The 26,484-nt window shown below is 64.8% G+C and carries 24 protein-coding genes; 7 read left to right on the top strand and 17 right to left on the bottom strand.

All coding sequences use genetic code 11. The annotated features are described in order from the left end of the window. The 3 genes from Q0602_RS14350 to nrdR all read right to left on the bottom strand — a co-directional run. Positions 1-215 (bottom strand): 3,4-dihydroxy-2-butanone-4-phosphate synthase (locus Q0602_RS14350; RefSeq protein WP_298844683.1); only part of this gene is annotated, 215 nt, incomplete at its 3' end. Positions 216-372: 157 nt separating this feature from the next. Beyond that, positions 373-1,539 carry a bifunctional diaminohydroxyphosphoribosylaminopyrimidine deaminase/5-amino-6-(5-phosphoribosylamino)uracil reductase RibD gene (gene ribD, locus Q0602_RS14345; RefSeq protein WP_298844680.1) on the bottom strand — a complete coding sequence of 389 codons (1,167 nt, stop codon included), beginning with the start codon at positions 1,537-1,539 and terminating at the stop codon, positions 373-375. A gap of 59 nt (positions 1,540-1,598) precedes the next feature. Beyond that, entirely contained in the window at positions 1,599-2,087 is a 489-nt protein-coding gene (gene nrdR, locus Q0602_RS14340) for a transcriptional regulator NrdR (protein ID WP_298844673.1), read from the bottom strand. Between the two features lie 255 nt (positions 2,088-2,342). Between nrdR and Q0602_RS14335 the strand changes: the two genes are divergently transcribed. Further along, positions 2,343-4,163 carry a sugar phosphorylase gene (locus Q0602_RS14335; RefSeq protein WP_298844670.1) on the top strand — a complete coding sequence of 607 codons (1,821 nt, stop codon included), beginning with the start codon at positions 2,343-2,345 and terminating at the stop codon, positions 4,161-4,163. Between the two features lie 95 nt (positions 4,164-4,258). Here Q0602_RS14335 and Q0602_RS14330 read toward each other — a convergent pair whose 3' ends face one another. The 9 genes from Q0602_RS14330 to Q0602_RS14290 all read right to left on the bottom strand — a co-directional run bounded on the left by Q0602_RS14330 (position 4,259) and on the right by Q0602_RS14290 (position 15,798). Then, positions 4,259-5,479 carry a glycosyl transferase gene (locus Q0602_RS14330; RefSeq protein ID WP_295040005.1) on the bottom strand — a complete coding sequence of 407 codons (1,221 nt, stop codon included), beginning with the start codon at positions 5,477-5,479 and terminating at the stop codon, positions 4,259-4,261. A 69-nt stretch (positions 5,480-5,548) separates the two neighbouring features. Then, complete coding sequence (locus Q0602_RS14325) at positions 5,549-6,415, bottom strand: mannosyl-3-phosphoglycerate phosphatase (protein WP_298844666.1); 867 nt, start codon at positions 6,413-6,415, stop codon at positions 5,549-5,551. A gap of 209 nt (positions 6,416-6,624) precedes the next feature. Further along, positions 6,625-7,626 carry a 2-dehydro-3-deoxygalactonokinase gene (locus Q0602_RS14320; RefSeq protein WP_298844663.1) on the bottom strand — a complete coding sequence of 334 codons (1,002 nt, stop codon included), beginning with the start codon at positions 7,624-7,626 and terminating at the stop codon, positions 6,625-6,627. Beyond that, positions 7,623-8,309 (bottom strand): 2-dehydro-3-deoxy-6-phosphogalactonate aldolase, encoded by a 687-nt coding sequence (locus tag Q0602_RS14315; protein ID WP_298844660.1) that lies wholly within the window; start codon positions 8,307-8,309, stop codon positions 7,623-7,625. The genes Q0602_RS14320 and Q0602_RS14315 overlap by 4 nt, the downstream gene beginning before the upstream one ends. Positions 8,310-8,595: 286 nt before the next feature. Next, positions 8,596-9,744, bottom strand: coding sequence for a galactonate dehydratase (gene dgoD, locus Q0602_RS14310; protein WP_298844657.1), 1,149 nt, complete (start codon positions 9,742-9,744; stop codon positions 8,596-8,598). Between the two features lie 92 nt (positions 9,745-9,836). Beyond that, a complete protein-coding gene (locus Q0602_RS14305; RefSeq protein WP_295039994.1) occupies positions 9,837-10,637 on the bottom strand; it encodes a FadR/GntR family transcriptional regulator in 801 nt (266 codons plus the stop codon). Positions 10,638-10,914: 277 nt separating this feature from the next. Further along, positions 10,915-12,177, bottom strand: a complete 1,263-nt coding sequence (gene glyA / locus Q0602_RS14300; RefSeq protein ID WP_298844652.1) for a serine hydroxymethyltransferase — start codon at positions 12,175-12,177, stop codon at positions 10,915-10,917. Positions 12,178-12,568: 391 nt separating this feature from the next. Continuing rightward, positions 12,569-15,082 carry an FtsX-like permease family protein gene (locus tag Q0602_RS14295; RefSeq protein ID WP_298844649.1) on the bottom strand — a complete coding sequence of 838 codons (2,514 nt, stop codon included), beginning with the start codon at positions 15,080-15,082 and terminating at the stop codon, positions 12,569-12,571. Beyond that, on the bottom strand, positions 15,079-15,798 hold the full coding sequence (locus tag Q0602_RS14290; RefSeq protein WP_298844686.1) for an ABC transporter ATP-binding protein: 720 nt from the start codon (positions 15,796-15,798) through the stop codon (positions 15,079-15,081). Before Q0602_RS14290 ends, Q0602_RS14295 begins: the two co-directional genes overlap by 4 nt. Positions 15,799-15,889: 91 nt before the next feature. Here Q0602_RS14290 and Q0602_RS14285 point away from each other — a divergent pair, with 91 nt between their 5' ends. Next, the gene (locus Q0602_RS14285) at positions 15,890-16,477 is read left to right on the top strand and encodes an arylesterase (protein WP_298844646.1); all 588 of its coding nucleotides are present in this window, start codon (positions 15,890-15,892) and stop codon (positions 16,475-16,477) included. 143 nt (positions 16,478-16,620) lie between these two features. Beyond that, a complete protein-coding gene (locus Q0602_RS14280) occupies positions 16,621-17,592 on the top strand; it encodes a zinc transporter ZntB (RefSeq protein WP_298844643.1) in 972 nt (323 codons plus the stop codon). A 124-nt stretch (positions 17,593-17,716) separates the two neighbouring features. Here Q0602_RS14280 and Q0602_RS14275 read toward each other — a convergent pair whose 3' ends face one another. Further along, complete coding sequence (locus tag Q0602_RS14275) at positions 17,717-17,995, bottom strand: SelT/SelW/SelH family protein (RefSeq protein WP_298844640.1); 279 nt, start codon at positions 17,993-17,995, stop codon at positions 17,717-17,719. 133 nt (positions 17,996-18,128) lie between these two features. On the opposite strand from Q0602_RS14275, the gene Q0602_RS14270 reads away from it, so the two are divergent. From Q0602_RS14270 to ettA, 4 genes are all read left to right on the top strand, one after another. After that, the gene (locus Q0602_RS14270; protein WP_298844637.1) at positions 18,129-19,457 is read left to right on the top strand and encodes an MFS transporter; all 1,329 of its coding nucleotides are present in this window, start codon (positions 18,129-18,131) and stop codon (positions 19,455-19,457) included. 84 nt (positions 19,458-19,541) lie between these two features. After that, entirely contained in the window at positions 19,542-19,988 is a 447-nt protein-coding gene (locus Q0602_RS14265; protein WP_295039310.1) for a PAS domain-containing protein, read from the top strand. Positions 19,989-20,128: 140 nt separating this feature from the next. Then, positions 20,129-20,323, top strand: coding sequence for a PA3496 family putative envelope integrity protein (locus Q0602_RS14260; protein ID WP_110602970.1), 195 nt, complete (start codon positions 20,129-20,131; stop codon positions 20,321-20,323). Positions 20,324-20,481: 158 nt separating this feature from the next. Next, on the top strand, positions 20,482-22,143 hold the full coding sequence (gene ettA, locus Q0602_RS14255; RefSeq protein WP_295039313.1) for an energy-dependent translational throttle protein EttA: 1,662 nt from the start codon (positions 20,482-20,484) through the stop codon (positions 22,141-22,143). A 94-nt stretch (positions 22,144-22,237) separates the two neighbouring features. On the opposite strand, the gene Q0602_RS14250 is transcribed toward ettA, so the two are convergent. From Q0602_RS14250 to Q0602_RS14235, 4 genes are all read right to left on the bottom strand, one after another. After that, a complete protein-coding gene (locus Q0602_RS14250; RefSeq protein ID WP_071231586.1) occupies positions 22,238-22,396 on the bottom strand; it encodes a DUF1328 domain-containing protein in 159 nt (52 codons plus the stop codon). A 140-nt stretch (positions 22,397-22,536) separates the two neighbouring features. Continuing rightward, complete coding sequence (gene lpxL / locus Q0602_RS14245) at positions 22,537-23,451, bottom strand: LpxL/LpxP family Kdo(2)-lipid IV(A) lauroyl/palmitoleoyl acyltransferase (RefSeq protein WP_295039316.1); 915 nt, start codon at positions 23,449-23,451, stop codon at positions 22,537-22,539. 52 nt (positions 23,452-23,503) lie between these two features. Next, a complete protein-coding gene (alr, locus tag Q0602_RS14240; protein ID WP_298844632.1) occupies positions 23,504-24,589 on the bottom strand; it encodes an alanine racemase in 1,086 nt (361 codons plus the stop codon). Positions 24,590-24,765: 176 nt separating this feature from the next. Beyond that, positions 24,766-26,241 carry a TolC family outer membrane protein gene (locus Q0602_RS14235; RefSeq protein WP_295039320.1) on the bottom strand — a complete coding sequence of 492 codons (1,476 nt, stop codon included), beginning with the start codon at positions 26,239-26,241 and terminating at the stop codon, positions 24,766-24,768. Positions 26,242-26,484: the final 243 nt, after the last annotated feature.

The raw sequence follows: 26,484 nt of genomic DNA, 5'->3' as shown, positions 1-26,484 counted from the left end.
TGGCAGCGCGCCTTCGACATCGGCTGGCAGATCAGGCCACGAGCGTGGCGGGCCATGAAGTTGATATGGTCGGCCTCGACACACTCGGCCGCCATGATGATGTCGCCCTCGTTCTCGCGATCCTCGTCATCCATCAGGATGACCATCCTGCCCTGCCGGATCTCTTCCAGCAGGACATCGATGCCGGCCAACTGATTCGATTGCGCTGTCGTCATTGATGACTCGTCCAATGAAACCGCCGTCTACTGAAACCGCCGTCTACTGAAACCCCAGGGGTCGATGCGGCACAGCCTACCTGTCGCGGGACGCGGACGCTACTGTCGGGTGGCGGCGACGCGGTGCGCTATCGGGGACGCCGCCACTCCGCCGGAGTCAGCCATCCCTGAGCGGGCGTGCCGAGATACGCCAGTCGTCACCCAGCGCCCGGATGTCGTCGATCTTCAGCCGCCGCTGCTGGCTCATCGTCGCCAGCCCCGGCAACGCGAACAGTGGCCGCGCCTCGCTGCCCAGCAACGTGGCCGCCATGAACAGTTCGAGACGGTCGACACAGTCGGCCTCGAGCAGCGCGCCGGCCAGCGTGGCACCGGTCTCGACCAGCACCTCGTTGCAGGCTTCCCGGGTGGCGAGATGGCGCAGCAGGGCCGTGAACTCCACGCGCCCCTCGGCATTGGCCGGCATCACCACCACCTCGGCGCCAGCGGCCTCGAGCCTGCGACGCCGCTCGCTCATCTCCGCCTGGATCGTGAATACCAGCGTCCGCCCCGGTTCGCTCAGGCACGCCGCCGCCAGCGGCATGCGCAACTGACTGTCGAGGATCACTCTGAGAGGCTGACGCCGGGCGATCGCTTCGGCATCGTCGAGCCCCAGTTGATCGGCGCGCACCGTCAGCCGGGAGTCGTCGAGGATGATCGACTCGACGCCCGCCAGAACCGCGCTGGACTCGGCCCGCAGTCGCTGGACCTGCCGCCGCGCGGCCGGACCGGTGATCCACTGGGACTCTCCGTTCGCCATCGCGGTACGGCCATCCAGGCTCATCGCCATCTTCAGCGTGACCCTCGGCAACCCTTCGCGCATGCGGCGGATGAAACCGGGATTGAGCCGACTGGCGGCCTCTTCCCGCAGCCCCACGGCGACATCGACGCCGGCGTCGCGCAGCATCGCGAACCCCCGGCCCGATACCTGCGGGTTGGGATCTTCCATCGCCGCGACGACCCGGGTCACGCCCGCCTCGATCAAGGCCAGGCTGCAGGGCCCGGTGCGCCCGGTGTGCGAGCAGGGCTCGAGCGTGACGTAGGCGGTCGCTCCCCGAGCCGCCTCGCCGGCCATCCGCAGCGCGTTGATCTCGGCGTGGGGCTCGCCGGCCCGTACGTGAAAGCCTTCCCCGACGATCCGGCCATCCCTGACCAGCACGCAGCCGACCCGAGGGTTGGGATCACAGCTGTAGCGGCCCTGCCAGGCAAGCTGGATCGCCCGGTCCATGCAGGATTGCGGGGAGAGGGATTCGAGGATCGAGATGGATTCGGGGATCGATGACGACATGAGGGCTCGCTCGGTAGCAGGGAAAGCGAGGAGACGATAGTGACGGGACAGGCATCGACTCAGCGCTGGCCGCCCTCGTCACCCGACGAAAGATTCGGCTCCTGGGACAGCCGGTCGATCTCGGCGCGAAACTCGTCGAGATCCTGGAAACGGCGATAGACGGAGGCGAAGCGAATATAGGCCACGTGATCGAGGCGCTGCAGCGTCTCCATCACCTCTTCGCCCACTTCTCGCGCCTCCACTTCGCGATCGCCTCGGGCTCGCAACCGCTGGCGAATCCGCTCGACCGCCGCCTCGAACGACTCCACGCTGACGGGGCGTTTCTCCAGCGCACGTGCCATGCCCGCGCGCATCTTCTGCTCGTCGAAACTCTCGCGAGAGCCATCGGACTTGACCACCCGGGGCATCACCAGCTCGGCGGTTTCATAGGTCGTGAAGCGCTCTCCACACTCTGCGCACTGACGACGGCGACGCACCTGATCCCCCTCGGCCACCAGGCGGGAGTCGGTCACCTTGGTATCGTGCGTACCACAGAAAGGGCAATGCATCGTCGGGGTCTACCTGTCAGCGTGGGCGATGAGCGCGATCGCCGCTCTTGTTGATGAATGCGGTAAGAAGCCGTATGAGAACAAGAGTGTACCGGTTTGGGCAACATAGCGGAAATACGCGAAAAAGCCTCGGCCATTTTGATGTTGGCCCATCTTCTGCAAGGATGTTGTGACAATCTTTGACAACGACGTCCTTGACAACGACGCCTCGAATCCCAGATCGCGTACGTCAACCGCCGATACCAGGAATCGCCCATGCCCAGCCGTGTCGCGAATTATCCCGCGCTTTCCGAAGAAGCCTTCATGGCCCGCGCCAGCGCGCGCCTGGAGGAGGTATATGGACCCCGCCGCGACGAGATCATGCGGCGCCTGATGACGCTGCTGATGCACCAGCGCAGTGCGCTGGACACCTCGCCGCGCCCCACCTGGAGCGAGCGCGACCAGATATTGATCACTTATGGCGACACCATCGTCGATGGCGAGCGTCCGCCGCTGGAGGTGCTGGACGACTTTCTCACCACGCGTCTCAACGGCACGTTCAGCGGCCTGCACATCCTGCCCTTCTTCCCCTGGAGCAGCGACGACGGCTTCTCGGTGATCCACTATCGCGAGGTGAACCCCAAGCTCGGGGACTGGCAGGATATCCGCCGCCTCGCCTCTCGGGTGGACTTGATGGTCGATCTGGTCATCAACCATGTCTCGCGCGATTCGCTGTGGTTCATCGACTATCTCTCGGGTACGCAGCCGGGGCGTGACTACTTCATCGAGATGGACCCGGAAACGGACCTCTCCATGGTCACGCGGCCGCGTAATTCGCCGCTTCTGGTACCGGTATCGACGCGTCGCGGCACGCGCCACCTGTGGGCGACCTTCTCCGAAGACCAGATCGATCTCAATTTCGCCAATCCGGACGTACTGCTCGAATTCATCGGCATCCTGCTCTTCTACGTCCAGCAGGGCGCTCGCATCATCCGCCTCGACGCCATCACCTACCTGTGGAAGGAAGTCGGCACCACCTGCGTCCACCTGCCCCAGACCCACGCCATCGTGCGCCTGCTGCGGGCGGTTCTGGATTTCATGGCACCGGGGACACTGCTGATCACCGAGACCAACGTGCCGCACCACGAGAACATGAGCTACTTTGGCCTCGAAAGACAGGGCCTCGAGAGACAGAGCCCGGAAAGACAGGGCAGGAGCGACGGCGAAGCGTCGCAATCGATGCCCGACGAAGCGCACATGATCTACCAGTTCACGCTGCCTCCCCTGCTGGTGCACACGCTGACCAGCGGGGACGCCACCACGCTGGCCGACTGGGCGCGCAGCCTGCCGGCGCTGCCGCCGGGCTGCACCTACTTCAACTTCACTGCCAGCCACGACGGCATCGGCGTGAGAGCCCTGGAGGGACTGCTGCCAGCGCACGAGCTCGAGATTCTGCTCGAACTGATGCACCGCTTCGGCGGCTACGTCAGCATGAAGACCAACGCCGACGGCAGCGACTCCCCCTACGAGATCAACATCACCTACTACGACGCCATGAAAGGCACCCGCCGCGGGCCCGATGCCTGGCAGGTGGAGCGCTTCCTTTGCAGCCAGAACCTGATGCTGGCACTGCAGGGGATACCCGGCATCTATTTCCACAGCCTGACCGCGACGCTCAACGACCACGGTGGCGTGGAACGCAGCGGCAAGCTGCGCTCGATCAACCGTCGCCGCTGGCCCAAGGAGGAGCTCGACGAGCTCATCGACAGCCGCAGCACACCGACCCGCGAGGCATTCACGTCACTGAAGCGGCGACTCAACATCCGCGCCAACGAGCCCTGCTTTCACCCCGAAGCCGCTCAGCGAGTGGTGGATACGCCGCCCGGCATCTTCGCCATCGAGCGCGGACCGCTCGCCAACGGTCGTCGCCTGCTGGCGATCTACAACATCAGCGATACGCGCCAGCCGCTGGAGATCGAGGAGTTGAACGACGGCGAGTGGTACGACGTGCTCAAGGATGGCAAGCGCTGGAGCCCGCATCCCGAGGAGCGCGACATCCTCCGGCCCTACCGCAGCCTGTGGCTGGTCCAGCCTTGAGGCATCCGGGCCGCGGGTAGGGAGAATCGAGGCGACCCTCCCCACCCGCGGCCCGACCTCCGGCAAGCGCGCGGATCACGCCTACAGGACCACCTCTACACGTCCCCGGAATTATCCAGTTCCACCGCTTCGAACAGCCGATCCTGGAGGTCGGGAATCGCCGCCTGGACCCGATTCCAACTGGGGATGAACGGCTTGTCCCGCGGGGATTCGAAGAAGGCGGCGCCGGCCTGCATGATGTTGTCGGCGAACAGCTCCACGGCGGCCTCCTCGCTGTGACGGTCCAGCTTGAGCCCATTCATGGCGGCATCGTGGTCGTAGGCCTCGATCAGATCCAGCGCCACGCGATAGTAGGTGGCCTTGACCGTGCGGAAGCTCTCGACGCTCATCTCCACGCCTAGCGTCGCCAGCTTGCGATACATCGCCTTGGCGATGTCCATGCTCATCCGGTTGAGACCGCCGCTGGGGTCCTCCTCGGAGACCGGCTGGTGCTTGTGGTCGTAGGCGTCGGCGATGTCCACCTGACACAGCCGCTTGGTCGAGAAGTTCCGGTGAACTTCGGAGAGCACGCCGATCTCCAGCCCCCAGTCGCTGGGGATGCGGATGCCGTCGAGCACGTCGGCACGCATGGAGAACTCGCCGGAAAGCGGATAGCGATAGCTGTCGAGATAGTCGAGGTAAGGCAGCGGCCCATAGATCATCTTGAAGGCCCGGATCAGCGGCGTGACCATCAACCGCGCCACCCGGCCGTTGAGCTTGCCGGACGCGATGCGCGAGTAATAACCCTTGCAGAACTCGTAGTGGAAGCGCGGGTTGGCAACCGGATAGATCAGCCGCGCCAGCAGGCCGCGATCGTAGGTCACGATATCGCAGTCGTGCAGCGCGATCGCCTCGGCCTTGCCCGACGCCCGCACGTAGCCGGAGCAGTACCAGACGTTGCAGCCCTTGCCCGGCTCCAGGGGGGCGAGATTTTCCTGCGCCAGTTCCTGCTGGAGAGCCTGGAGTCGCGGACCGTCGTTCCACAGGATGCGGTGGTGCTGAGGCAGTCGGGAGAAAAAGTCCCGCGCCTTGAGAAACTGCTCACGATCGGCCCGGTCGAGGCCGATGACGATCTCGCTGAGATAGGGCACCTTGCACAGCTCATCGACGATGTGCGAGAGCGCCGGCCCCTCCAGCTCGGAATAGAGCGACGGCAGGATCAGTCCCATCGGCCGGCTGCGCGAGAACTGCTTGAGATCGGTCTCTAGAGCCTCCACCGAGCGCCGAGTCAGGTTGTGGAAATTGGTAACGATACCGTTCTGATAGAAATCACTCATGAAGCGCCCTCTTCCTATTGTCGTCTTGGCGTCGGTCCGTGACGCCTGTCATCAGGTCGATATCAGCGACTACTGTGGCTCGCCACTCTCCCATCCCGGTTCCCGGGTCAGCCAGTGCTCGACACCCTCCGACCACCCGGCCGGCCCTCGCGCCCGCGTTCGATAGACCCGGGCATTCTCCAGTGTCATCGCCTGGCCGTGGCCGGCGGCGATGATCACGGCCATGTCCGTCGTCGACAGCAGCGCCAGATCGTTGGGCCCATCGCCGAGGCCCAGCGTCCTCGGCCGATAGCCACGCAACGACTCGAACCGGGCCACCAGCCATTCGGCGGCCTGCCCCTTGTCGACCGCGCCCATGACGTGCCAGAAACGGCCGCCCCGGGTCAGGCGGAGACCATCGACGCGCAGCGTCTCATGCAGAGCTTGCAGTTTGGTGTCGTCGTCTTCCCACACCAGCGGTTCGCTCCCTTCACGGATCATCGCCTGTTCGGCACCGGCGGCGCTGAGCCCCGTGAGCTCCCGGACCTCGGCCAGATCCATCTCCCCCATCCGGCGGAAGCGCAGGCCATGGCGCTCGCGCACCACGTCCAGGCGGCGTCGGATGAAGTCGACATCCATGCTCGGCGTCTTGACCACCAGGCCATCCGGCGATGCCGGATCACGATCCAGTCGCGCATGCTGCCAGGATGGCGGCAGGCCGATCACGGCGCCGTTCTCGGCGATGAAGGGCGTCTGCTCCAGCCCCAGCTCATGCCGGAGCGCCAGCAGTTCGGCACGGGTCTTGCTGGTGGTGGGAATGACCGGGATCGCCCGCTGTTCGAGACGATGCAGCCAGGTCGAGGCTGGCTGCCAATCGTAGGTATCGTGGTCCAGCAGCGATCCATCGAGATCGGTGAACACCAGCAACGGTGGTTGGTTCAAGGTCGGCTGTGTCATGGCTTCACCCGCATCGCATCACCTCATCATGTCGTACGCGATCGGCTGCGTGTCGGCAGTCGTATAGGTGAAGGTAGCACGTATCATGCCAAACACGACGGCCCGCGCCATGGGTACGGGTCGCGGGCCGTCGGCGGCGATGTCGAACCCTCGCCGCGTGTGCCGTTGCACCGCTTTGGTGCATCAATGGTTCAATGGGCGGGGCAAGTTCAGTATCGGACGTGTCTTGCCGCGATCGCGATGACGCCGGCCAGTGTCGCGCGATCGCTGTCGATCGCCTCGACCTCGATCCCGGAAGCTTCCAGCGCGATGGTATAACTCTGCCGTAGCGAATCGGCGCCGACGAGGTACACCTTGTCGAGCTCGGGGCGAGCCGCTGTCATGGCCCTCACCTCCTCCCCGATCAACGCGCCGGAGAGAAAGCTGCCGATTTGCGGCGATTCAAGCCCCGCGTAGAGATGGCGACTGCGGGCCTCGAACAGGGCATGCATCACCCCCCCGGGGCAGCTGGCCCGGGAGACGCCGAGTCGAAACGCCCCCTCGTCGAACGGCGCATCCTCGCGAGCCGGCTCTCCCGGCAGGGTGTGGAAACGCACCGCGTGGTAGAGTTCGCCGGTCATCATGGTGTTGAACGCCGTCATGCGGCCGGCATCGAGTCGCGCCCACTTGCTGTGCGTCCCCGGTAGACAGCAGTCGCCACCCTCCACGCCCGCAAGCGCCAGTGCACCGAAGGCCTGAACCTCTTCCCCACGCATCACGTCGACATGCTCGGGGGTCACCTGCTTGACTCCCGGCACGATCCAGACGTCGTCGAGACCCGGCGCCGCGACCACGTTCTGCGCCAGATCGGCGGCGGTGACCGGCAGTTCCAGTTGCGGCGCCTCGTGCCACCCCCGCGCGGAGCCGACCATGCCGGCCAGGTAGACCGGGGCCTTTTCAGCGCCCGAGGCCGCGCATTCAGCGCCCGAAGCCGTGCCTTCAGCGCCCGAAGCCGCGCCTTCAGCGCCCGAGGCCGCGCCGCCGCCCTCCCGCCAGTCGTCGGTCTGCGACGCGCAGTAGTGGGGGAATTCGCTCTGGCTCAGCGCGCGCAGGCCGGAGGCCGAACGCCGGCTGTCCAGCACCTCGCCGCTGGCCGTGTCGACCAGGAAGGCACGGAAGTTGCTGGTCCCCCAGTCGATGACGATCAGACGCGCCGGTGCATCGCCACTCATGCATCCGCCTCGCGTTCCTGCTGCTCGGCATAGTGGGCGACCTCGCTCAGCCGCTGCCACTCCTTGACCAGTTCGGCCGCGACCCGTCCGACGTCTTCGGCACTGCGTCCCGGCTTGTAGAGATTGCTGCCGAAGCCGAAGCCTGCCACGCCATGGGCATGCCATTCGCTCATGTTGCTCTGATCGATGCCGCCGACCGCCAGCACCGGCAACCCCTTGGGCAGGATCGCGTTGATATCCTTGAAGTAGCCCGTGCCCAGGCGTGCCGCCGGGAACAGCTTGAGCGCCGTTGCGCCGGCCTTGGCCGCGGCCAGCGCCTCGCTGGGCGTCATGCAGCCGATCATCGGTGCCAGACCGTGCTCGACCCCGGCCCGAATCACTTCCGGATCGGTGTTGGGCGTGATCAGCAGCGGCGCATCGAGATCGGCCAGACGCTTGGCATGCTCGGGGTCGAGTACCGTACCGGCGCCGATCACGACATCGTCCGGGCAGCGCTTGGCGATCGCGGCGATGCTCTCCCAGGCCCGCGGGGAGTTAAGCGGAATCTCGATCAGCTTGAAACCTGCCGCCACCAGCGCGTCGAACACCCCATCGATCTCTCCCGGGGTGATACCGCGCAGGATCGCCACCAGGGGGCGCTCGCGCAGCGCCGTTTCCAGTGCGAACTTGCGTGTCTCGTTCATTTCTCTCTCCTCGTTTCGGCCAGTCTAGGGCCGCGCGTTGGAGCGCAGCCAGCAGAGCATCAGCATGTAGCGCTCGAGAGCCAGCCGGACCACACTTTCCTGGATGCTCTGCGTCGGCGAGCAAAGACGGCTGAGCGCCAAGTACGGTGCGCTCGAGAGCCAGCCGAGCGAGCTGAAGCGCAAGGCGCCCGGCGCACAGAACCCGGAGCATATGGGGTATATGTGAGGAGTTCGCGCACCGGGCAACACGGCGATTCACTCGCGCAGGCGGCTATCGAGTGTGCCGTTACCACTCCGCGACGGAACCGTCCTCATGTGTCCAGACGGGGTTGCGCCAACGATGCCCGACCTTGGCACGCTCCTCGACGAACGCTTCGTCGATCTCGACGCCCAACCCGGGTCCCTGTGGAATCGCACAGTAGCCGTCCTCGATCGCCAGCGCGTTCTTGTCCACCAGGTAATCGAGCACGTCGTTGTCCCGATTGTAGTGGATGCCCATGCTCTGCTCCTGGATGAAGGCGTTGTGGTTGACCGCATCCACGTGCAGGGAAGCGGCCAACGTCAGCGGTCCCAGCGGACAGTGCGGAGCCAGCGCCACATCGAAGCAGGATGCCAGCGTGGCGATCTTCATGCCCTCGCTGATGCCGCCGCAATGGGAAAGATCGGGCTGGACGATATCGGCCATGCCTTCGACCAGCAGGTCGCGGAACTGATAACGCGTGTGCAGCCGCTCGCCGGTGGCGATGGGATAGCCGAGGCCCCCGGCGATGTGCTTGAGGCTCGGCAGGTGTTCCGGCAGCACCGGCTCTTCGACGAACATCGGGTGATACGGCTCCAGCTCCCGCAGCAGCGCCTTGGCCATGGGGCGATGGACGCGACCGTGGAAATCGATACCGATGCCGACATCCGGCCCCACCGCATCGCGGGCCTCGGCGACACGGGCCACCGCCTCGTCCACCTTGGCGTGAGAGTCGACGATCGCCATTTCGGCTGTACCGTTCATCTTGAATGCGGTAAAGCCCTTGTCGACCAGCGCCTTGGCGCCCGCGCCCACGTCGCTGGGCTTGTCGCCGCCGGTCCAGGCGTACATCCGCATCCTGTCGCGACAGGCACCACCCAGCAGCTGGTGCACCGGCACGCCGAGATCGCGCCCCTTCAGATCCCACAGCGCCTGGTCGATACCGGCGATGGCGCTCATCAGAATCGGACCGCCCCGGTAGAATCCCGCGCGATACATGATGTTCCACAAGTGTTCTATGCGGCGCGGATCCTGGCCGACCAGATAGTCGGAAAGTTCATGCACGGCGGCCTCGACCGTGGCGGCGCGTCCCTCCACCACCGGCTCCCCCCAGCCATAGCAACCCTCGTCGGTCTCGATCTTGAGAAACAACCAGCGCGGCGGCACCTGCCAGGTCTTCAAGCGGGTAATCTTCATGGTTCACCTGTTCTCTTCAAAGCAGTTCGTTCGATTCGGACCGGCTGACGCGAAAGCGCCGACGCGGCCCCACTGGCAGGCCCGGAGCGCCATCACGGCTCCCCGATCGAAGGCGGCATCACGATCGACGGCGGATTCTCGACCAGATCCTCCATGCCGAGGTCACGGCCGGTGCGCTTGAGCACCGACAGCGCCGCCTTGGCGGCTTCCTGCGGCTGGCGCAGGCGGATCGCCTCCATCACCCGTCGATGACGCGCCATGCTGTCATCGAGATCCTTGGCGCTATGCAGCGTGGCGCTCTGGTTGGAACGCTCGACGATCAGCGCGATGGCCGGTTTGAGCACATGACTGATCTGCGCCCAGATCAGGTTGTGGGAAGCGGCGAATATCGCCTCGTGGAACGCCACGTCGTAAGCGTTGTAGCTCTGTCCCTGCCAGTGCAGATCCGTACGCTCGAGCGTACGGATCATGCCTTCGTAGGCGGTTTCGATGGCCAGCAGGTCCGAGGCGGTGGCGTGGGTGGCAGCCAGAGCGGCAACGAACGGCTCCGCGGCCACGCGAAAGGCGAAGACTTCCCGCTGGAGATGCGGGTTGGGCTGGGCGTAGCGCGCCATCCAGGCGCTGACCTGGGGATCGAGGAGATGCCAGGAGGCCAGCTCGCAGACCCGCGTCCCCTGCCCGGAAATACGCACCAGCAGCCCCGCGTTGACCAGCTTCTGCAGGGCGCTGCGGACGGTACTGCGACTGACGCCGAAGCGCTCGCAGAGGTCGATCTCCCGCGGAATCATGGCACCGATCGCATAGCGGCCGCTGAAAACGGCCTCGGCCAGCGCTTCGGCGATATCGGGCCTCGGGAGGTTGGGGGGATCTGTCGCTGGAGGATCTGCTGCCATCGCGATGTTCAACTCACAGCCATCTATGTCCGACATAGCTTCCAGCAAGTTGACCTGCCTGGCTGTTAGACCATGGTCATAGACAAGACTAAAGTCGTAGGAAAATACACCCTGGATCCGAATTCGACCTGCACCGCGACGGTATCTCCTTGTCTCATCTTTCGCCCCCGCCTTCCACCGCCACGGACAAGCCCCTTGCTCTCCGCGACGCCGTCGGGAGGCCAGAACGACGATGCCCCTCCGAGGAGGGGCATCGTGAGCGGCAAGCCGGGTCCGATCAGCGGTAGACCGGCAGGCGGGAGCAGACGGCCTCGACCCTGGTCTTGACCTCGCCCTCGACCTGGCTGGAGTCCCCCTGCTGCATGGCGTCGAGAATATCGCAGATCCAGCCGGCCAGATCGCGACACTCGGCCTCGCCGAAGCCGCGCGTGGTCACCGCCGGGGTGCCGATGCGCAGACCGGATGTCACGAACGGGCTCTGCGGGTCGTTCGGCACCGCATTCTTGTTGACGGTGATATGGGCACGCCCCAGCGCCGCGTCGGCCTCCTTGCCGGTCAGCCCCTGCTTGACCAGCGACAGCAGGAAGAGATGGTCTTCGGTGCCACCGGAGACGACTTCGTAGCCGCGCTCGATGAAGACACCGGCCATCGCCTGGGCGTTCTTGACCACTTGCTGCTGGTAGGTCTTGAACTCGGGGTTCATCGCTTCCTTGAAGCAGATCGCCTTGGCCGCGATCACGTGCATCAGCGGCCCGCCCTGCCCGCCAGGGAAGACGGCGGACTGCAGCTTCTTCTCGATCTCGGCATCGTTCTCGGCCGACAGGATCAGGCCGCCGCGCGGACCACGCAGGGTCTTGTGCGTGGTGGTGGTGACCACATGGGCATGGGCCAGCGGGCTGGGATAGACGCCAGCGGCCACCAGACCGGCGACGTGCGCCATGTCGACCAGCAGGTAGGCACCCACGTCATCGGCGATCTCGCGGAACTTGGCCCAGTCGATGATCTGAGAGTAGGCCGAGAAGCCGGCGATGATCATCTTCGGCTGATGTTCGCGGGCCAGCTTGGCGACTTCGTCGTAATCGATCCGGCCGCTCGCGTCGATGCCGTACTGGACCGCGTTGTAGTGCTTGCCCGAGAAGCTCGGCTTGGCGCCGTGGGTCAGGTGCCCACCCGCGTCCAGGCTCATGCCGAGGACGGTGTCGCCCGGCTTGACCAGGGCCTGGAAAACCGCACCGTTGGCTTGAGAGCCGGAGTGCGGCTGCACGTTGGCGTAGCTCGCGCCGAACAGCTCCTTGGCGTAGTCGATGGCCATCTGCTCGACCACGTCGACATGCTCGCAACCGCCGTAGTAGCGCTTGCCGGGATAACCTTCCGCATACTTGTTGGTCAGCTGCGTGCCCTGGGCCTGCATTACGCGCGGGCTGGCATAGTTTTCGGAAGCGATCAGCTCGATATGGGCTTCCTGGCGCGCGACTTCCTGCTGCATCGCGTCCCAAAGGGCATCATCGAATCCGGCAATCTGCATCTCTCGGGTGAACATCGACGGGAATCCTCGGCTCGGGGATGGTTCGACTACCAGCGGCGCCAGTCAGGCATCCGGCGGCTCGATCTCAAAAATCGTCAGCGCAGTTTGAAAAGGCAGCGAGCGAAACCCAGACGAGGCAAGAAGCGGTGAGGAAGCGGAATTGACTCGAGAGTCGAGGCGCATTCCGAACCGATCTTCAACGCTGTAAGGGCGAGCGCAGGCTCTTTTCAGGTGCAGCGTGGGGCGCAATGATACCCCAGCGCTGACGGCCTTTCCTATGAAAGTCCGTCATGCGCTGAACCATAATTTCTCACGTTGGCTTTAGCCTGGTTAAAACATGCCCGGGGGCGTCATCCGCCGTCCCGCCCCCGCCAGAATTCGCTCCCTGCGGCCGTGCCGTGATCCCTCAGGTCTCTCCCAGCAGCCGCAGGCTGGCCATCGGCGCCTGCCGTCGTGTCCCGCGAGACAGCAGAAAGCCGATGCCGCCCACGACCCCGGCGCCCAGGATCGGCATGATCCCCCACATCAGCCAGTGCATTCTTGGCACCAGCCCCAGCCAGCCGTAGATACCCAGCGCCGCCATCTCCGCCAGCGCGGCCCCCAGCAGGCCGCTGGCAAAGCCCAGCAGGGCGAACTCGGACCACTGCATGCGGGAAAGCGTCCGGTTACCGGCACCGAACACCCGCAGCAGGGCGCCTTCGTGGGCACGTGCCGGGCGGCTGGCGGTCAACGCCGCGTAGAGTACGCTGATGCCTGCCAGCAGCACGAAACCGAGCACGAACTCGATGGCCTGGGTCACCTGAACGAGGATGCCGCGAACCTGTTCCAGCAACGCCTCGACGTTGAGCACCGACACACCAGGATATCGCTGCACCATCTCGCCCAGCAGTTCGTTGCCGTCGCCGGGGAGATGGAATGACGTGATGTAGCTGTGACCGAAGCCATCCAGCGCACCGGGGGGAAAGATGATGAAGAAATTGGGCTGAAAGCTCTCCCAATCCAGATGGCGAAGGCTGGTGATTCGGCCCGTGATGCTGTCACTGCCAATGGTGAAGGTCATCTCGTCGCCCAGCGAGAGGCCAAGCCGCCCCGCCAGCTCCTCCTCGACCGAGATCGGCACGGCGCCATCGCCCGACGCCGCACCGGTATCGAACCAGCGCCCCGCGGTGATCCGGTTGCCTTCCGGCAGGTCGGCACGCCAGGTCAGGTTGAGATCCCGGCGTAGCGCACCATCGGTCTGGTGCTCTTCCGGCACCTGCTGTTGCGGCGATTCGCCGTCGATGGCCGTCAGTCGCCCGCGCACCATGGGGTAGAGGCCGCTGGTGGCGTCGGCGGCGCCGTCGATCAACGATTCGACGCCGTCACGCTCCTGGGGCTGAATGTTGATCGCGAAATAGTTGGGCGTATTCGCCGGCAGCTGCGCCTGCCAGGTCGTCAGCAGGTCGCCGCGCACCAGCGCGATGATCGCCATCGCCGCGAAGGTGACGGAAAAGGCGAGCAACTGCCCCAGGCTGGCCGTGCGTCGCCGTGCCAACTGGCGCCCTCCCAGCTGCCAGGCGCGAACCTTGCCCCCCTGGGGCAAGCGAGCCAGCACGGCGAGCAGCAGCTGCAGCATCAACCGCCCCACCCCCCACAATACGACCAGCGCAACCAGACCGCCCAGCAGGATGCCCAGCGCCAGCACCGGGTCGCCGGAGTAGAGCCACAGCAGCGCGCCGAACACGAGGCTGGCGAACGCCACGACCAGCCATCCGGCGGCCGGCATCGGATCGAGCTCGCGCCGCAGCACCTTGAGCGCGCTGACACGCTTCAGTCTCAGCAGCGTCGGCCCCGCGAAACCGACCAGCACCGCGAGCGCGGTCAGCACGCCCATCAGCCAGGGCATTCCGCCCGGCGGCGGCAACTCCAGCGGCAGGAAGCGGGTCAACAACGCCAGCAAGACCGCCTGCCCTGCCAGCCCCAGCAATGCGCCCACCGCCGCCGCGACCAGGCCCAGCCACGCCAGTTGCCAGGCGAAGAGTTGGCCCAACTGCCGTTGCGAGGCGCCGAAACAGCGCAGCAGCGCCGCCGTATCGAGATGGCGATCGACATAGCGTCGGGTGGCCATGGCCACGGCGACCCCGGCAAGCAGGACCGCAGCCAGCCCCGCCAGGCTCAGATATTTCTGCGCCCGCTCGAGCGACCGCCCCAGGCTCGGGCGATCCACCCGCACGTCGCGAATCTCGACACCGGCGTCACGCAACGCATCGAGTCGCTGCCCGAGCCCATCGATCGCCGCTGGCGGTCCGGCGGCCAGCAGCTCGTACTCGATCCGCGAACCGGGCCTGACCAGTTCCGTTGCCTGGAGATCCTGGATATTGAGCATGATGCGCGGCGTCAGGCCGGCGAAGCCGGCCTGCTGGTCGGGCTCACGATCGATCAGGCCGGTGATGGACAGCGACAGCGCCCCGACCTGGACCCGGTCGCCGATACCCGCGTCCAAGAGCTGTGCCAGCCTGGGCGCGATCCACGCGCTGCCCGGCGACGGGCCGTGAGCCACGCCTTCGACACCGTTGCCCCGATCGACCCGAACCTCGCCGTAGAGCGGATAGTGATCGTCCACCACCTTGAGACCAGCCGGCTGGAAGGCATCCCCCTGGCTGACCATCGATACCAGATCGACCTGGTCGCTCAGCTCGAGCCCGGCGTCGCGAAGCGTCTGACGAAGCCCATCGTCGAACGCGCGTCCCTGCTCCAGCACCAGGTCCCCGCCGAGCAGCTGGCCCGCCTGTCGCGTCAGCCCCCGGTCGAGACGGTCGAGAAAGAAACCGATCATGGTGGTTGCCGCCACGGCCAGTGCCAGCGCGACGAACAGCGCCCGGACGTCGGACGCCCGCAGGTCGCGACGGAGACCCTTGAGCGAGAGCGCGATCAGATTCATGCCTCGACTCCTCGCGGCTGCTCGATCGCCGTCAACGTACCGCCCTCCAGCCGGAGGCAACGATCGCACCGCGTCGCGAGCGCCATGTCATGGGTGACGAGGATCAGGGTCGTGCCGGACTCACGATTGAGATCGAAAAGCAGATCGATGATGCGCCCGCCGGTGGCTTCGTCGAGATTGCCGGTGGGCTCGTCGGCGAAGACCAGGTCAGGGTCGGACACGAACGCGCGCGCTACCGCCACCCGTTGCTGTTCACCGCCGGAGAGCTGCTTGGGCAGATGTTCGAGGCGCTCGCCGAGCCCGACGCGCTCCAGCCATTGACGACTTTTGGCGGCCACGTCTTGCCGAGGCGACAGTTCCAGCGGCAACATGACGTTTTCCAAGGCGGTCAGTGTGGGTAATAACTGGAAGTTCTGAAAAACGAAGCCGACACGGCCAGCGCGCAGGGCCGCGCGCCCATCCTCGTCCAGGTCGCTCAGCGACTGGCCGAACATCTGGAGCTCTCCCGAGCTGGGTGCGTCGAGTCCTGCCAGCAGCCCCAGCAAGGTGGATTTGCCAGCGCCGGAACTTCCAACGATGGCTACACTCTCACCGCGATCGACATCCAGCGCCAGCGATTCGAGAATAACCAGCTCTCGTTCCCCACTCGTTACCCGTTTGGCGAGCTGGCTGACGTGTAGAATTCGCTTTCGTTCATGGTCCGAGGAGTGAGACATGGTGCCTGGTTTCCCTGTGCTTGGTATTGAGATGCCTTTCGCCAAGTTGGCAAGGCGCCGTGCGGGTGGCGCACTGTTGTTGTGTTTTGCCATGCTGTCGCTGACGCCCGGCTCGGCCCGCGCCGACACTATCGTGGTGATGGGCGACAGCCTGAGCGCGGCCTATGGCATCGATCCACAGGCCGGGTGGGTCAATCTGCTGAAGAATCGATTGGGTGATGAGCACGAAGTCGTCAATGCCAGCATCAGCGGCGAGACGACCTCGGGCGGCTCGGCCCGGCTTCCTGAAGTTCTCGGACAGTATCATCCCGATATCGTTCTGCTGGAACTCGGCGGCAACGACGGGCTGCGCGGGCTTTCTCCCCAGCAGATGCAGGTCAACCTGTCGAAGATGATCGAGCGTAGCCAGAAAGAAGACGCCAGAGTGCTACTGCTCGGCATCGAGGTGCCCCCCAATTACGGCCCCGCCTATACCGAAGCTTTCCGCGACGTGTTCACGCAGTTGGCTCGCGATTACGAAGTCCCGCTGTTGCCGTTCCTGCTCGAGGGCGTCGATCTCGATACCATGCTGCAGGATGACGGCATCCATCCCACCGCCGAGGCACAGCCCATCATTCTCGACAACGTCTGGTCGAAACTGGAACCGATGCTGGCGCCGTCGGCGGTGGCGGAAGGTTGACCGGGCATCGGCTCTTTCGTGTCGCGCTCGCAGCGCTTCCCGGGCCGAACCGCTGGCGGCGACGCCTCGACCTGCTATCGTCAACACACTGAAAATGCTCGTGACATGGCGCATCGCGAGCCGGACCGGCAAGGAGGCTGACAATGGAAACGGAGACGGCGCTGGTCGCCGCCTACCAGCTCGACGGCAAGGGCGGCGGTACCTTGCTCAGCGTACGCCAGCTGCGAGAGGCCTGGGCCGATCCCGAGCGGCCGCTGTGGATGCATCTCGATTTCCGCCACGAGGATGTCCATACCTACCTGGAGGAGATCGCCGGGCTCGACGAGGCACCGGTCGAGGCGCTGCTGGAGGAGGATACCCGGCCGCGCGTCGCCAAATTCCGCAATGGCGCCGTCAGTACGCTACGCGGGATCAACCTCAACCCCGGCGCCGCACCCGAGGATCTCATCTCGCTGCGCATCTGGATCGCCCCGAATCGCCTGATCACCCTGCGTCGCCGACCGTTGAAATCGGTCAGCGACGTGCGCGAGCGGATCGACGACGGTAGCGGCGCGCTGTCGGTTCCGGACCTGCTGGCCTGGCTGACGGAAGCCCTGGTTGACAACGTCGGCGACGTCTCGCACCAGCTCGACGACCGGCTGGGCGAACTCGAGGAGGATCAGCTCAGCGACCGGGAGATCGATCCCGACGACCTCTCTCGCCTGCGGCGGTCGCTGATCACCCTGCGGCGATTCATGGGACCGCAACGGGACTGCCTGGACCAGATCGCCCACGGCCCCGAATGGTTCGACGAGGACACCAAGGTATCGATTCGCGAGAGCACCAACCAGCTGTCGCGCTACGTGGAGGATTTCCACGCCATGCAGGAGCGTGCGCTGATCCTGCAGGAACAGCTCTTCAGCGAGCACAACGAACGCCTCAACCAGCGCATGTACATGCTGGCAATCGTCACCACCGTGTTTCTGCCACTCAGCTTCCTGACCGGGCTTCTGGGCATCAACGTGGGTGGCATACCCGGCGCCGACAGCCCCTACGGCTTCGTGATCTTTCTCGCGATCACCGCCCTCGTGGGCGGCTTGGTGATGTGGTTGCTCAAGCGCAAGCACTGGTGGTAGCTGGAAGCTGGAAGCTGGAAGCTGGAAGCTGGACAGGATGCCATCAACGATACTGCCTCAAGCTCAGGGGGTTGGCCTTGCTTGTTTTTCCCACTTCCAGGCGCGCAGCGCCGCTCTTCCAGCTTCAGGCTCTATCTCTATCCGTATGCCCCAGGTCGCGCCCGGGGTCGAGCCGGTCGCGGACCCGGCGCTTCAACTCCTTGATATCGGGGAAGCCGCCGTCGCGCTTGCGCTCCCATAGCGTCTGGTCGTCGTAGAGCACCTCGAAGTGCCCGCCATGACTGGGTGCCAGCGCCACCTGATCGAGGTCTTCGCCGAAGGTCTGCAGCAGCTCCTGCGCATACCAGCCGGCGCGCAGCAACCATTGGCATTGCGTACAATAATGAATGCGAACCTCTGCCATCCGTTTGTCCTCCCGGTCCGTGGCGATCGTCTGCCGACGATAATAGGCCATGATGCGTCGGTCCGAGCGACTCGCTCAAGCGGAACCCAAACGGATTCGTAGCTCTCAGCATCAGAAAACAGGGAACGTTTTCATGTCAGTCAAGGAAATCAGCCTCACCCGCCTGTTCGAGCGCGTCACCGGCGATGAAGACAGCCGAATGTGTCGCGACATCTCCGACGAAGCCTGCCAGGAGCAGCCCGGCAACTTCTTCCGCCACCTCATCGCCGCTCTCGGCAACAAGTTGGCGGACGAGCTCTCCAACGCTCGCCTGATACTGCCGTGGTTGATGGGCGCGATCGGTGCGCCGGTATGGATGGTGGGGTTGCTGGTCCCGATTCGCGAGGCGGGGGCGCTACTGCCGCAACTGCTGATCGCCGGCTACATCCGCCTGCGCCCCATTCGCAAGTGGGTGTGGGTCGCCGGCGGCGTCATCCAGGCCGCTGGCGCGCTATGCCTGACGCTGCTGGCGCTGTTCGGCCACGGCGGCTGGGGCGGCGCCCTGGTGCTCGTCGCCCTGACCGGACTGGCGCTGGGGCGCGGATTGTCCTCGGTCGCCACCAAGGACGTTCTCGGCAAGACCATCGCCAAACAGCGCCGGGGCACGTTGATGGGATGGAGCGCCAGCGTCGCCGGCGCGCTGACACTGATCGTCGGTGCCGGCCTGATTGTCCTCGGCGATCAGCCGGGCACCCTGGCACTGGCCATCCTGCTGTTCGCCGCCGCCCTGGGATGGGGCTTGAACGCCCTGTGCGCCGCCTTGATTCAGGAAGCACCGGGCGCCACCGAGGGCGGCGCCAATGCCTGGGACAGCGTCAAGCAAGGCATCGCCCTGATGCGGCGCGATCGCCGCTTCCTGCATTTCAATCTCGCGCGCGCCCTGCTGCTGTCCAGCGCTCTCGCGCTGCCCTATCTCGCCCTGCTGGGACAGCAGAACAGCGGCACCGACCTGGCCAGCCTCGGCATCCTGATCCTGACCTCCGGCGTCGCCAGCCTGATCGCCGGACCGATCTGGGGCCGCCTGGCGGATCGTTCCAGCCGCCGGGTGATGCGCGACAGCGCCATCGGGGCGGCCATCTGCTGTCTGGCCGGCGCCGCCTGCGTGTGGCTGCCCGACTCCGCACGCACCAGCGTGTGGCCATACGCCACGGTCTACGGCTTGCTGATGATTGCCCACGCGGGCATTCGCCTGGGGCGCAAGACCTATGTCATCGATCTCTCGGACAGCGACACCCGCGCGCTCTATGTCGCTTTCTCGAATACCTTCACCGGCGTCCTGATGCTCTGCGTCGGGCTGCTTCTGGGCGCCCTCGCGCAGTGGCTGGGAAGTGCCGGCCTGCTGCTGGTGCTCGCCGCGCTGGCGACCGCGGCCGCCTTGAGCTCGCACGCCCTCGCCGAGGTCGAGTCGGAGAGCACTTCGTAAAGCGTTGTAATCCCCCGGCACCGTGGCATCATTGATCACCGTATCGTCCCTACAATCCGTCGAATGCCCAGTCTGGAGGCAAGGATGGCCAGCACCAACAAACGCCCCCCCATGATCAGTCCGGCTCTATTGGAGCGCATCGTCAACGCCTCGGATGACGGCATCGTGGTGGCCGAGCAGGAAGGCGACGAGAACATTCTGATCTACGCCAATGAAGGCTTCGAGCGCCTGACCGGCTACAGCGTCGACGAGATCCTCTATCGCGACTGCCGCTTCCTCCAGAATGGCGATCGCGACCAGCCGGCCATCGACCGGGTCCGCGCGGCCCTGCGCGAAGGCAAGTCCTGCCGGGAGGTGCTGCGCAACTATCGTAAGGACGGCAGTCCGTTCTGGAACGAGTTGTCGATCACACCGGTCTACGACGAAGAGGACCAGCTCACCTACTTCGTCGGCGTCCAGAAGGATGTCACCGAGCTTGCAAAGGCGCTGGAGGAGCTGGAGACGCTGAAGGCCGAACGCGATACGGCGTGACCGCGCCGCAGAAACCAGCACTTATCGCCGCCTTCCGCGGCGATAGTTTTTTTTAACCAGGAAAGTCTTGTACCGGTCGGCTTTCGACGATATATAGCCCGAAGCGTCACTGAGATGCGATTTCACGGGAGGGCCAAAATATGAGCCGTGAGGAATATATCGACGACCAGGATTTCTCAGAAGCCATCAATGACGAGCAGTTCGAACGTCCACGCAGCAGCAAGGCCGACACGTTGCGCGCGAGACGACAGGTCGAGGCACTGCTGGAAGAGCGCCGCCTGAAACGTGCCATCGAAGACGACTGGTACGACGAATACGGCGACGAGGAAGAGTAGACACTCTCCGACCCGGAGCCATCCGACGGGCGCTTCGGCGCCCGTTCGCATTGTCGGCATGACTGGTTTACCCTTCTTCATCCAGGCTGCGCCCCGCCGACGGGCGCTCCAGCGCTGACTGCCTGATTCTATCCACCGCGACACATAACCGGATTTCCATGGCGCAATACGTTTACACCATGAACCGGGTGGGCAAGGTCGTCCCCCCGAAGCGCGAGATCCTCAAGGACATCTCGCTATCTTTCTTCCCCGGCGCCAAGATCGGCGTGCTCGGCCTCAACGGCTCGGGGAAATCGACGCTGCTGCGCATCATGGCCGGCGTCGACACCGAACACAACGGCGAAGCGCGCCCGATGCCGGGGCTCAATATCGGTTACCTGCCCCAGGAGCCGGAGCTGGACGACGCCAAGAACGTCCGCGAGATCGTCGAAGAGGCGCTGGGCGAAGTCAAGAAGGCCCAGGAGCAGCTCGAGGCGGTCTACGCCGCCTATGCCGAGCCGGACGCCGACTTCGACGCCCTGGCCGCCGAGCAGGCCCGGCTGGAGAACATCATCGAGGCAGCCGACGCCCACAATATCGAGCGCAAGCTGGAAGTGGCCGCCGAAGCGCTGCGCCTCCCCCCCTGGGAGGCGAGCGTCGCCAATCTCTCCGGGGGCGAACGCCGCCGCGTGGCGCTGTGCCGCCTGCTACTGTCCAGCCCGGACATGCTGCTGCTCGACGAGCCGACCAACCACCTCGACGCCGAATCGGTGGCCTGGCTCGAGCGCTTCCTGCATGACTATCCGGGCACGGTCGTCGCCATCACCCACGACCGTTATTTCCTCGACAACGTCGCCGGCTGGATCCTGGAACTCGACCGTGGTCACGGCATCCCGTTCGAGGGCAACTACTCCCAGTGGCTCGAGTCCAAGGAGAAGCGGCTCGAGCAGGAGGCCAAGCAGGAGGCCGGTCGCCAGCGTGCGATCAAGCAGGAACTGGAGTGGGTCCGTCAGAACGCCAAGGGCCGCCAGGCCAAGAGCAAGGCGCGCCTCAACCGTTTCGAGGAGTTGCAGTCCGGCGACTACCAGAAGCGCAACGAGACCAACGAGATCTACATTCCGCCCGGACCGCGTCTCGGCGACAAGGTCATCGAGTTCCACGATGTCAGCAAGCGCTTCGACGAGAAGATGCTGTTCGACAACCTCTCGTTCCAGATACCGACCGGCGCCATCGTCGGCATCGTCGGTGGTAACGGGGCGGGCAAGTCGACGCTGTTCAAGCTGATCGCCGGCACGGAAAGCCCCGATGGCGGCGAAGTCGTGCTCGGCGATACCGTCGACATCGCCTACGTCGAGCAGCTACGCGATCACTTCGACAACACCCAGACGGTGTGGGAAGCGGTTTCCGACGGCCAGGACATCCTCAACATCAATGGCTACGAGGTCTCCTCCCGCGCCTATGTCGGCCGCTTCAACTTCAAGGGCACCGACCAGCAGAAGCGCCTGAGCGATCTCTCGGGCGGCGAGCGGGGCCGTCTCCAGCTGGCGCAGACGCTGAAGCAGGCGGCCAACGTCCTGCTGCTGGATGAGCCGTCCAACGATCTCGACATCGAAACCCTGCGTGCACTGGAAGAAGCGTTACTGGCCTTCCCGGGCTGCGCGCTGGTGATCTCGCACGATCGCTGGTTTCTCGATCGCATCGCGACGCACATCCTGGCCTACGAGGGGGATTCCAGGGTGGTCTTCTTCGAGGGCAACTACACCGAGTACGAAGCGGATTATCACAAGCGAGTGGGCAACGACACACCGAAGCGAATGAAGTACAAGCGCATCGACGCCTGAGCGGCAAACCGCTTCACGCTGTCGGCCGCGACAACCAAATACCCCGCCATCTAGGCGGGGTATTTGTTGGTGACGACGCTTGTCGTATCGAGCCTCAGCGCCCTCTTCCTCGAATCAGCGAAACGACGAAGAGGATCAGGAAAATCACGAACAACACTTTGGCGATCGTCGCGGCGGCGCCGGCGATACCCCCGAACCCCAGGACTCCGGCGATGATGGCGACGATGAGAAAAATCACGGCGTAGCTAAGCATGGCAACTCTTCCTGTGCTGGCCTGTTGGACTTGCCGTCCCGGCTTTTCCGGTCACGGCAAACCATCCTCCTGTTCCATGAGGACAGTCTAAGCCTTGTCGCTACCCGGACTTTCGTCAAGTCCCTCGTGCAATAACCCGTTCAATAGAATGAACTATCGCCCGGCGGACGCGTCTTGAACCGACGGTGCAGCCAGAGGTACTGCTCAGGATGACGACGAATCGCCTGCTCGATGAACGCGTTCACCTGCGCCGCGTCGGCCACGTCGTCTCCACTGGGGAAGTTCTCCAGGGGCGGCAGGTACTCCAGCGTGTAGGTCCGGTTGTCCGGGTTGCGGTGAAACATCAGAGGCATGACCGGCGCACCGGTCATTCGGGCGATCTTGGCGGTCAGCTTGATCGAGGCGGCGGGAACGCCGAAGAAAGGCGCGAAGACGCTCGCCTCGCGGCCGAAGTCCTGATCCGGCGAATACCACACCGCGTGCCCCGCCTTGATCCGACGAACCACGCCACGAAGATCGTGGCGATCGATGGCCGCGCCGAAGATCCCCCGCCGCGCCCGGGTCATGAAGTCCTCGAAAACCGGGTTGTCATGGGGCCGATAGACCACGTCGGCAGGGAAGAACAGCGAGTGCAGCGCGCCGCCGAGATCGAGGGTGGAGAAGTGAATGCCGATGATCAGCGCGCCCTTTCCCCGCGCCATGGCGCGCTCCATGTGCTCGGTCCCCCGGAAGGTCACGCGGTGGCGCAGGTGCTCGGGGTCGCGGCACCAGCCGGTCGCCGTTTCGAGAATGCCGATCCCGTTGGCGACGAAGGTCTTCCTGACCAGCTCCGCGCGTTGCCGATCGTCCAGCTCGGGGAAACAGAGGGCCAGATTGGTGTCGGTGATATGGCGACGCCGCTTGGCGAGCTTCCAGGTCAGCAATCCGATGCCTCGCCCCAGCGCCAGCTTGAGCCGCCAGGGCAGGAGCGCTCCCGCCCGCATCAGCCCGATGCCGAGCCAGGCGCCCCAGTAACGGGGATGGGCACGGTTGGCAGGGTAGACTTTCTTTGGCATGTCCTTTCCGATTCTTTGTAGACGCCGGCCAGTGTAGCGAAAAGATGAGGCGTCAGGGCGCCAGATACCGCCGAGGCACCCTCGGCAGCAGCCCGGTGAGCAGCGTGTAGCCGATGGTATCGCAATGCCTTGCGACTTCGTCGACACCGAGACCCCGGCCCCACAACACCACCTCGCTGCCTACGCCGGCGTCGGGCAGATGGCTGATATCCACCGTCAGCATGTCCATGGAGACACGCCCGACCAGCGGGCAGCGCTGACCATCGACCAGCAGTGGCGTGCCGTCGACGGCATGCCGATCGTAGCCGTCGCCATAACCGGCGGCGACGACGCCGATCCGGGCCGGCCGGGAGGTGCGCCACCGTCCGCCATAACCCACCGGCTCCCCCATCGGCAGGGTCTGGACCGCAATCAGGCGAGAGCGCAACGTCATCACCGGCTTCAGCGACATACCGTCCGGCAACGCCCCCTCGAGCGGATTGCTGCCGTAGAGCATGATGCCGGGCCGATTCCAGTGGCCATGAGTGCCGGGTTTGGCCAGCGTCGCTGGCGAATTGGCGATGCACAGCGGCGCATTCAGTTGCTGCTGCACGGACTCGATCGTCTGGCGCTGGCGCTCGAACTGCGACGGATCGATCTGGTCGGCGCTGGCGAAGTGGCTGATCAGATGGAGATCCCGGACACGGTCGTCGGCCGCCTTCAGTTTAGCCCAGCGATCGACGAACGAGGCCGCATCGAAGCCGAGCCGATGCATCCCGGAGTCGAGCTTCAGCCACACCGTCAGCGGCCGGACGGGGGAGTAGCTCAACACGGCGTCCAACTGCCAGTCGCTGTGGACGACCTGCCATAACCCCAGCGCCTCGACACGCGCCAGTTCGTCGGTGTCGAAGATTCCCTCCAGCAGCAGTATCGGCTGCAGGATGCCGGACTCACGCAGAATCTCGGCTTCTTCCAGCGACGCCACGGCAAATGCCGGTGCCACTGCCGCCAGCGCTTTGGCGCAGGCCACGGCGCCGTGACCGTAGGCGTCGGCCTTGATCACTGCCATGGCGTGGCTGCGAGGCGCGATCTCGCGGGCTACGGCGTAGTTGTGACACAACGCGTCGAGATCGATGTCGGCGATGATGGGCCGGGCCATGACGATTCCCTCGAAACAATCGGACGAAACCGGCACGAGCGACCGGCTGAGCCGTGTCATTTTACCCCGTCCGGGAGCGCTAGCGGCAGCGAACTTCCTCGGATACCGACGCCGGAAACGACAACGCCGCTGCCGTGGCAGCGGCGTCGAACCTGGTTTCCCCGACGGCAGGGGCTTCAGGGCATGGATGGCGGCGTGGGGCGCTTGCCGATATCGTCGACCGCCGACATGTCGGCATCGTCGACCGATGTCAGCGACACGGGCTTGCTGTCGCGTAGCCAGCGGTTGGTGCCGCGAATCACCTCGAGGCTAAGCACGCCGGCCTGCTGCCTCAGTTGGAGCAGATCCGTCACGTAGGTATAGCGGGCATCGGCGTAGTCGGAGATCGATTCGTAGAGCGACTGCTCCGCATCCAGCACGTCGACGATATTGCGCGTCCCGACCTCGTAGCCGGCGCGGGTCGCTTCCAGCGCGCTACGGCTGGAGACGATGGCTTCGCGTTGCGCATCGACCGATTCGACGTCGTTACCCACCTGAGTGAACAGCGAGCGAACCTGCTGGGTGGTGTAGCGACGCTGATCCTCGAAATCGTACTGCGTCGCTTCCAGCGTGTAGGTGTTCTGCCGCACCGAAGCGCTGGTGGAACCGCCGGTGTAGATCGGAAGATTGGCCTGCACCCCGACCTGAAGGTCCTCGTTGTGGCCCCGCAGTTCGTCACGGTCATTATCGGAGTAGGAGTAGTCCGCGAACGCGTCCAGGGTCGGCAGGTGGCCGGCCTGGGCGATATCGACACCGGACTTCGCCAACTCGACCGCGGCTTGAGCGTACTGAATGGAGGGGCTGCTCGACAGCGCCATATCGACCCAATCGTCGCGATTGGCCGGTGCGGGCGGCTGAATCGGCAGGTCGTCGTCCAGGCTTGCGATACTGGCGTACTGCTGTCCGGTCAGACGCTCCAGCGTCTCGAAACTCACCTGCAGGTCATTCTTCGCGGCGATGCGCTGGGCTCGCGCCGAATCGAAAGCGGCCTTGGCCTCGTTGACATCGGTAATCGCCACCAGGCCGACGTTGAACTGCTCCTTGGCCTGCTCCAGCTGTCGGCCGATCGCCTTCTCCTGGGCCTGACGCGCCTCCAGGACTTCCTTGGCGCGCAGAATCTCGAAATAGGCCTCTGAGACATCGTACAGCAACTGCTGCTGGTCGATTTCCAACTGCAGCGCCTGCTGGCCAACCTGCTTCTTGCTCTGCTGGTACTCGTACCAATTGGTGGCGTCGAACAACGCCTGGGTCACGTTCACGCCCAAGCTGGTACCGTTGTAATCTTCACCGGAAGAGGTCGTGCTACTACCCGATGCCCCGCCCTGGCCGGCGCTGGAACCGGCATAGCTCTGGCTGTCCAGTGAATCGTAGCGATAGACGCTGCCGGTGGCGCTGACCTGGGGCAACAAGTCGCCTCGTTCCACATCCTGGCCGGCTTCGGTGCTTCTGAACGTCGAACGCGACGAATTCAACGTGGCGGAATGCTCCAGTGCGTCCTGAGTGATGGTCAACAGATCCGCCGCATGAACCGAAGGGGCGAACGCTGCCACGACCAGCAGCGAGACGGCATGTCGCAGGGGGGAGCGCGACGGCAACGAAATGAGAGGCGACATCGAGACATTTCCTATCGTTGAGCACGGAAGACGATACCAAACCGACCACGCGAGTCCATGCCGGCATGCACGAGCCGGAGCCGCTATCGGCGACATCGCCCAGGTACCCAATCATGGCTGTTTTCTGGCGGACTCGAGACGCCGATCCATGTCGACGTCATCCGGAACCATACAACAAACGACCGAGGCGCCAGCAGTTTCGCTGACGCCCCGGCTTGAGGTTTACATACAATGCCGCATGTA

Source organism: uncultured Salinicola sp. (assembly GCF_937921195.1).
Lineage (GTDB): Bacteria > Pseudomonadota > Gammaproteobacteria > Pseudomonadales > Halomonadaceae > Salinicola.
This window is presented reverse-complemented; position numbering and strand designations above follow the sequence as displayed.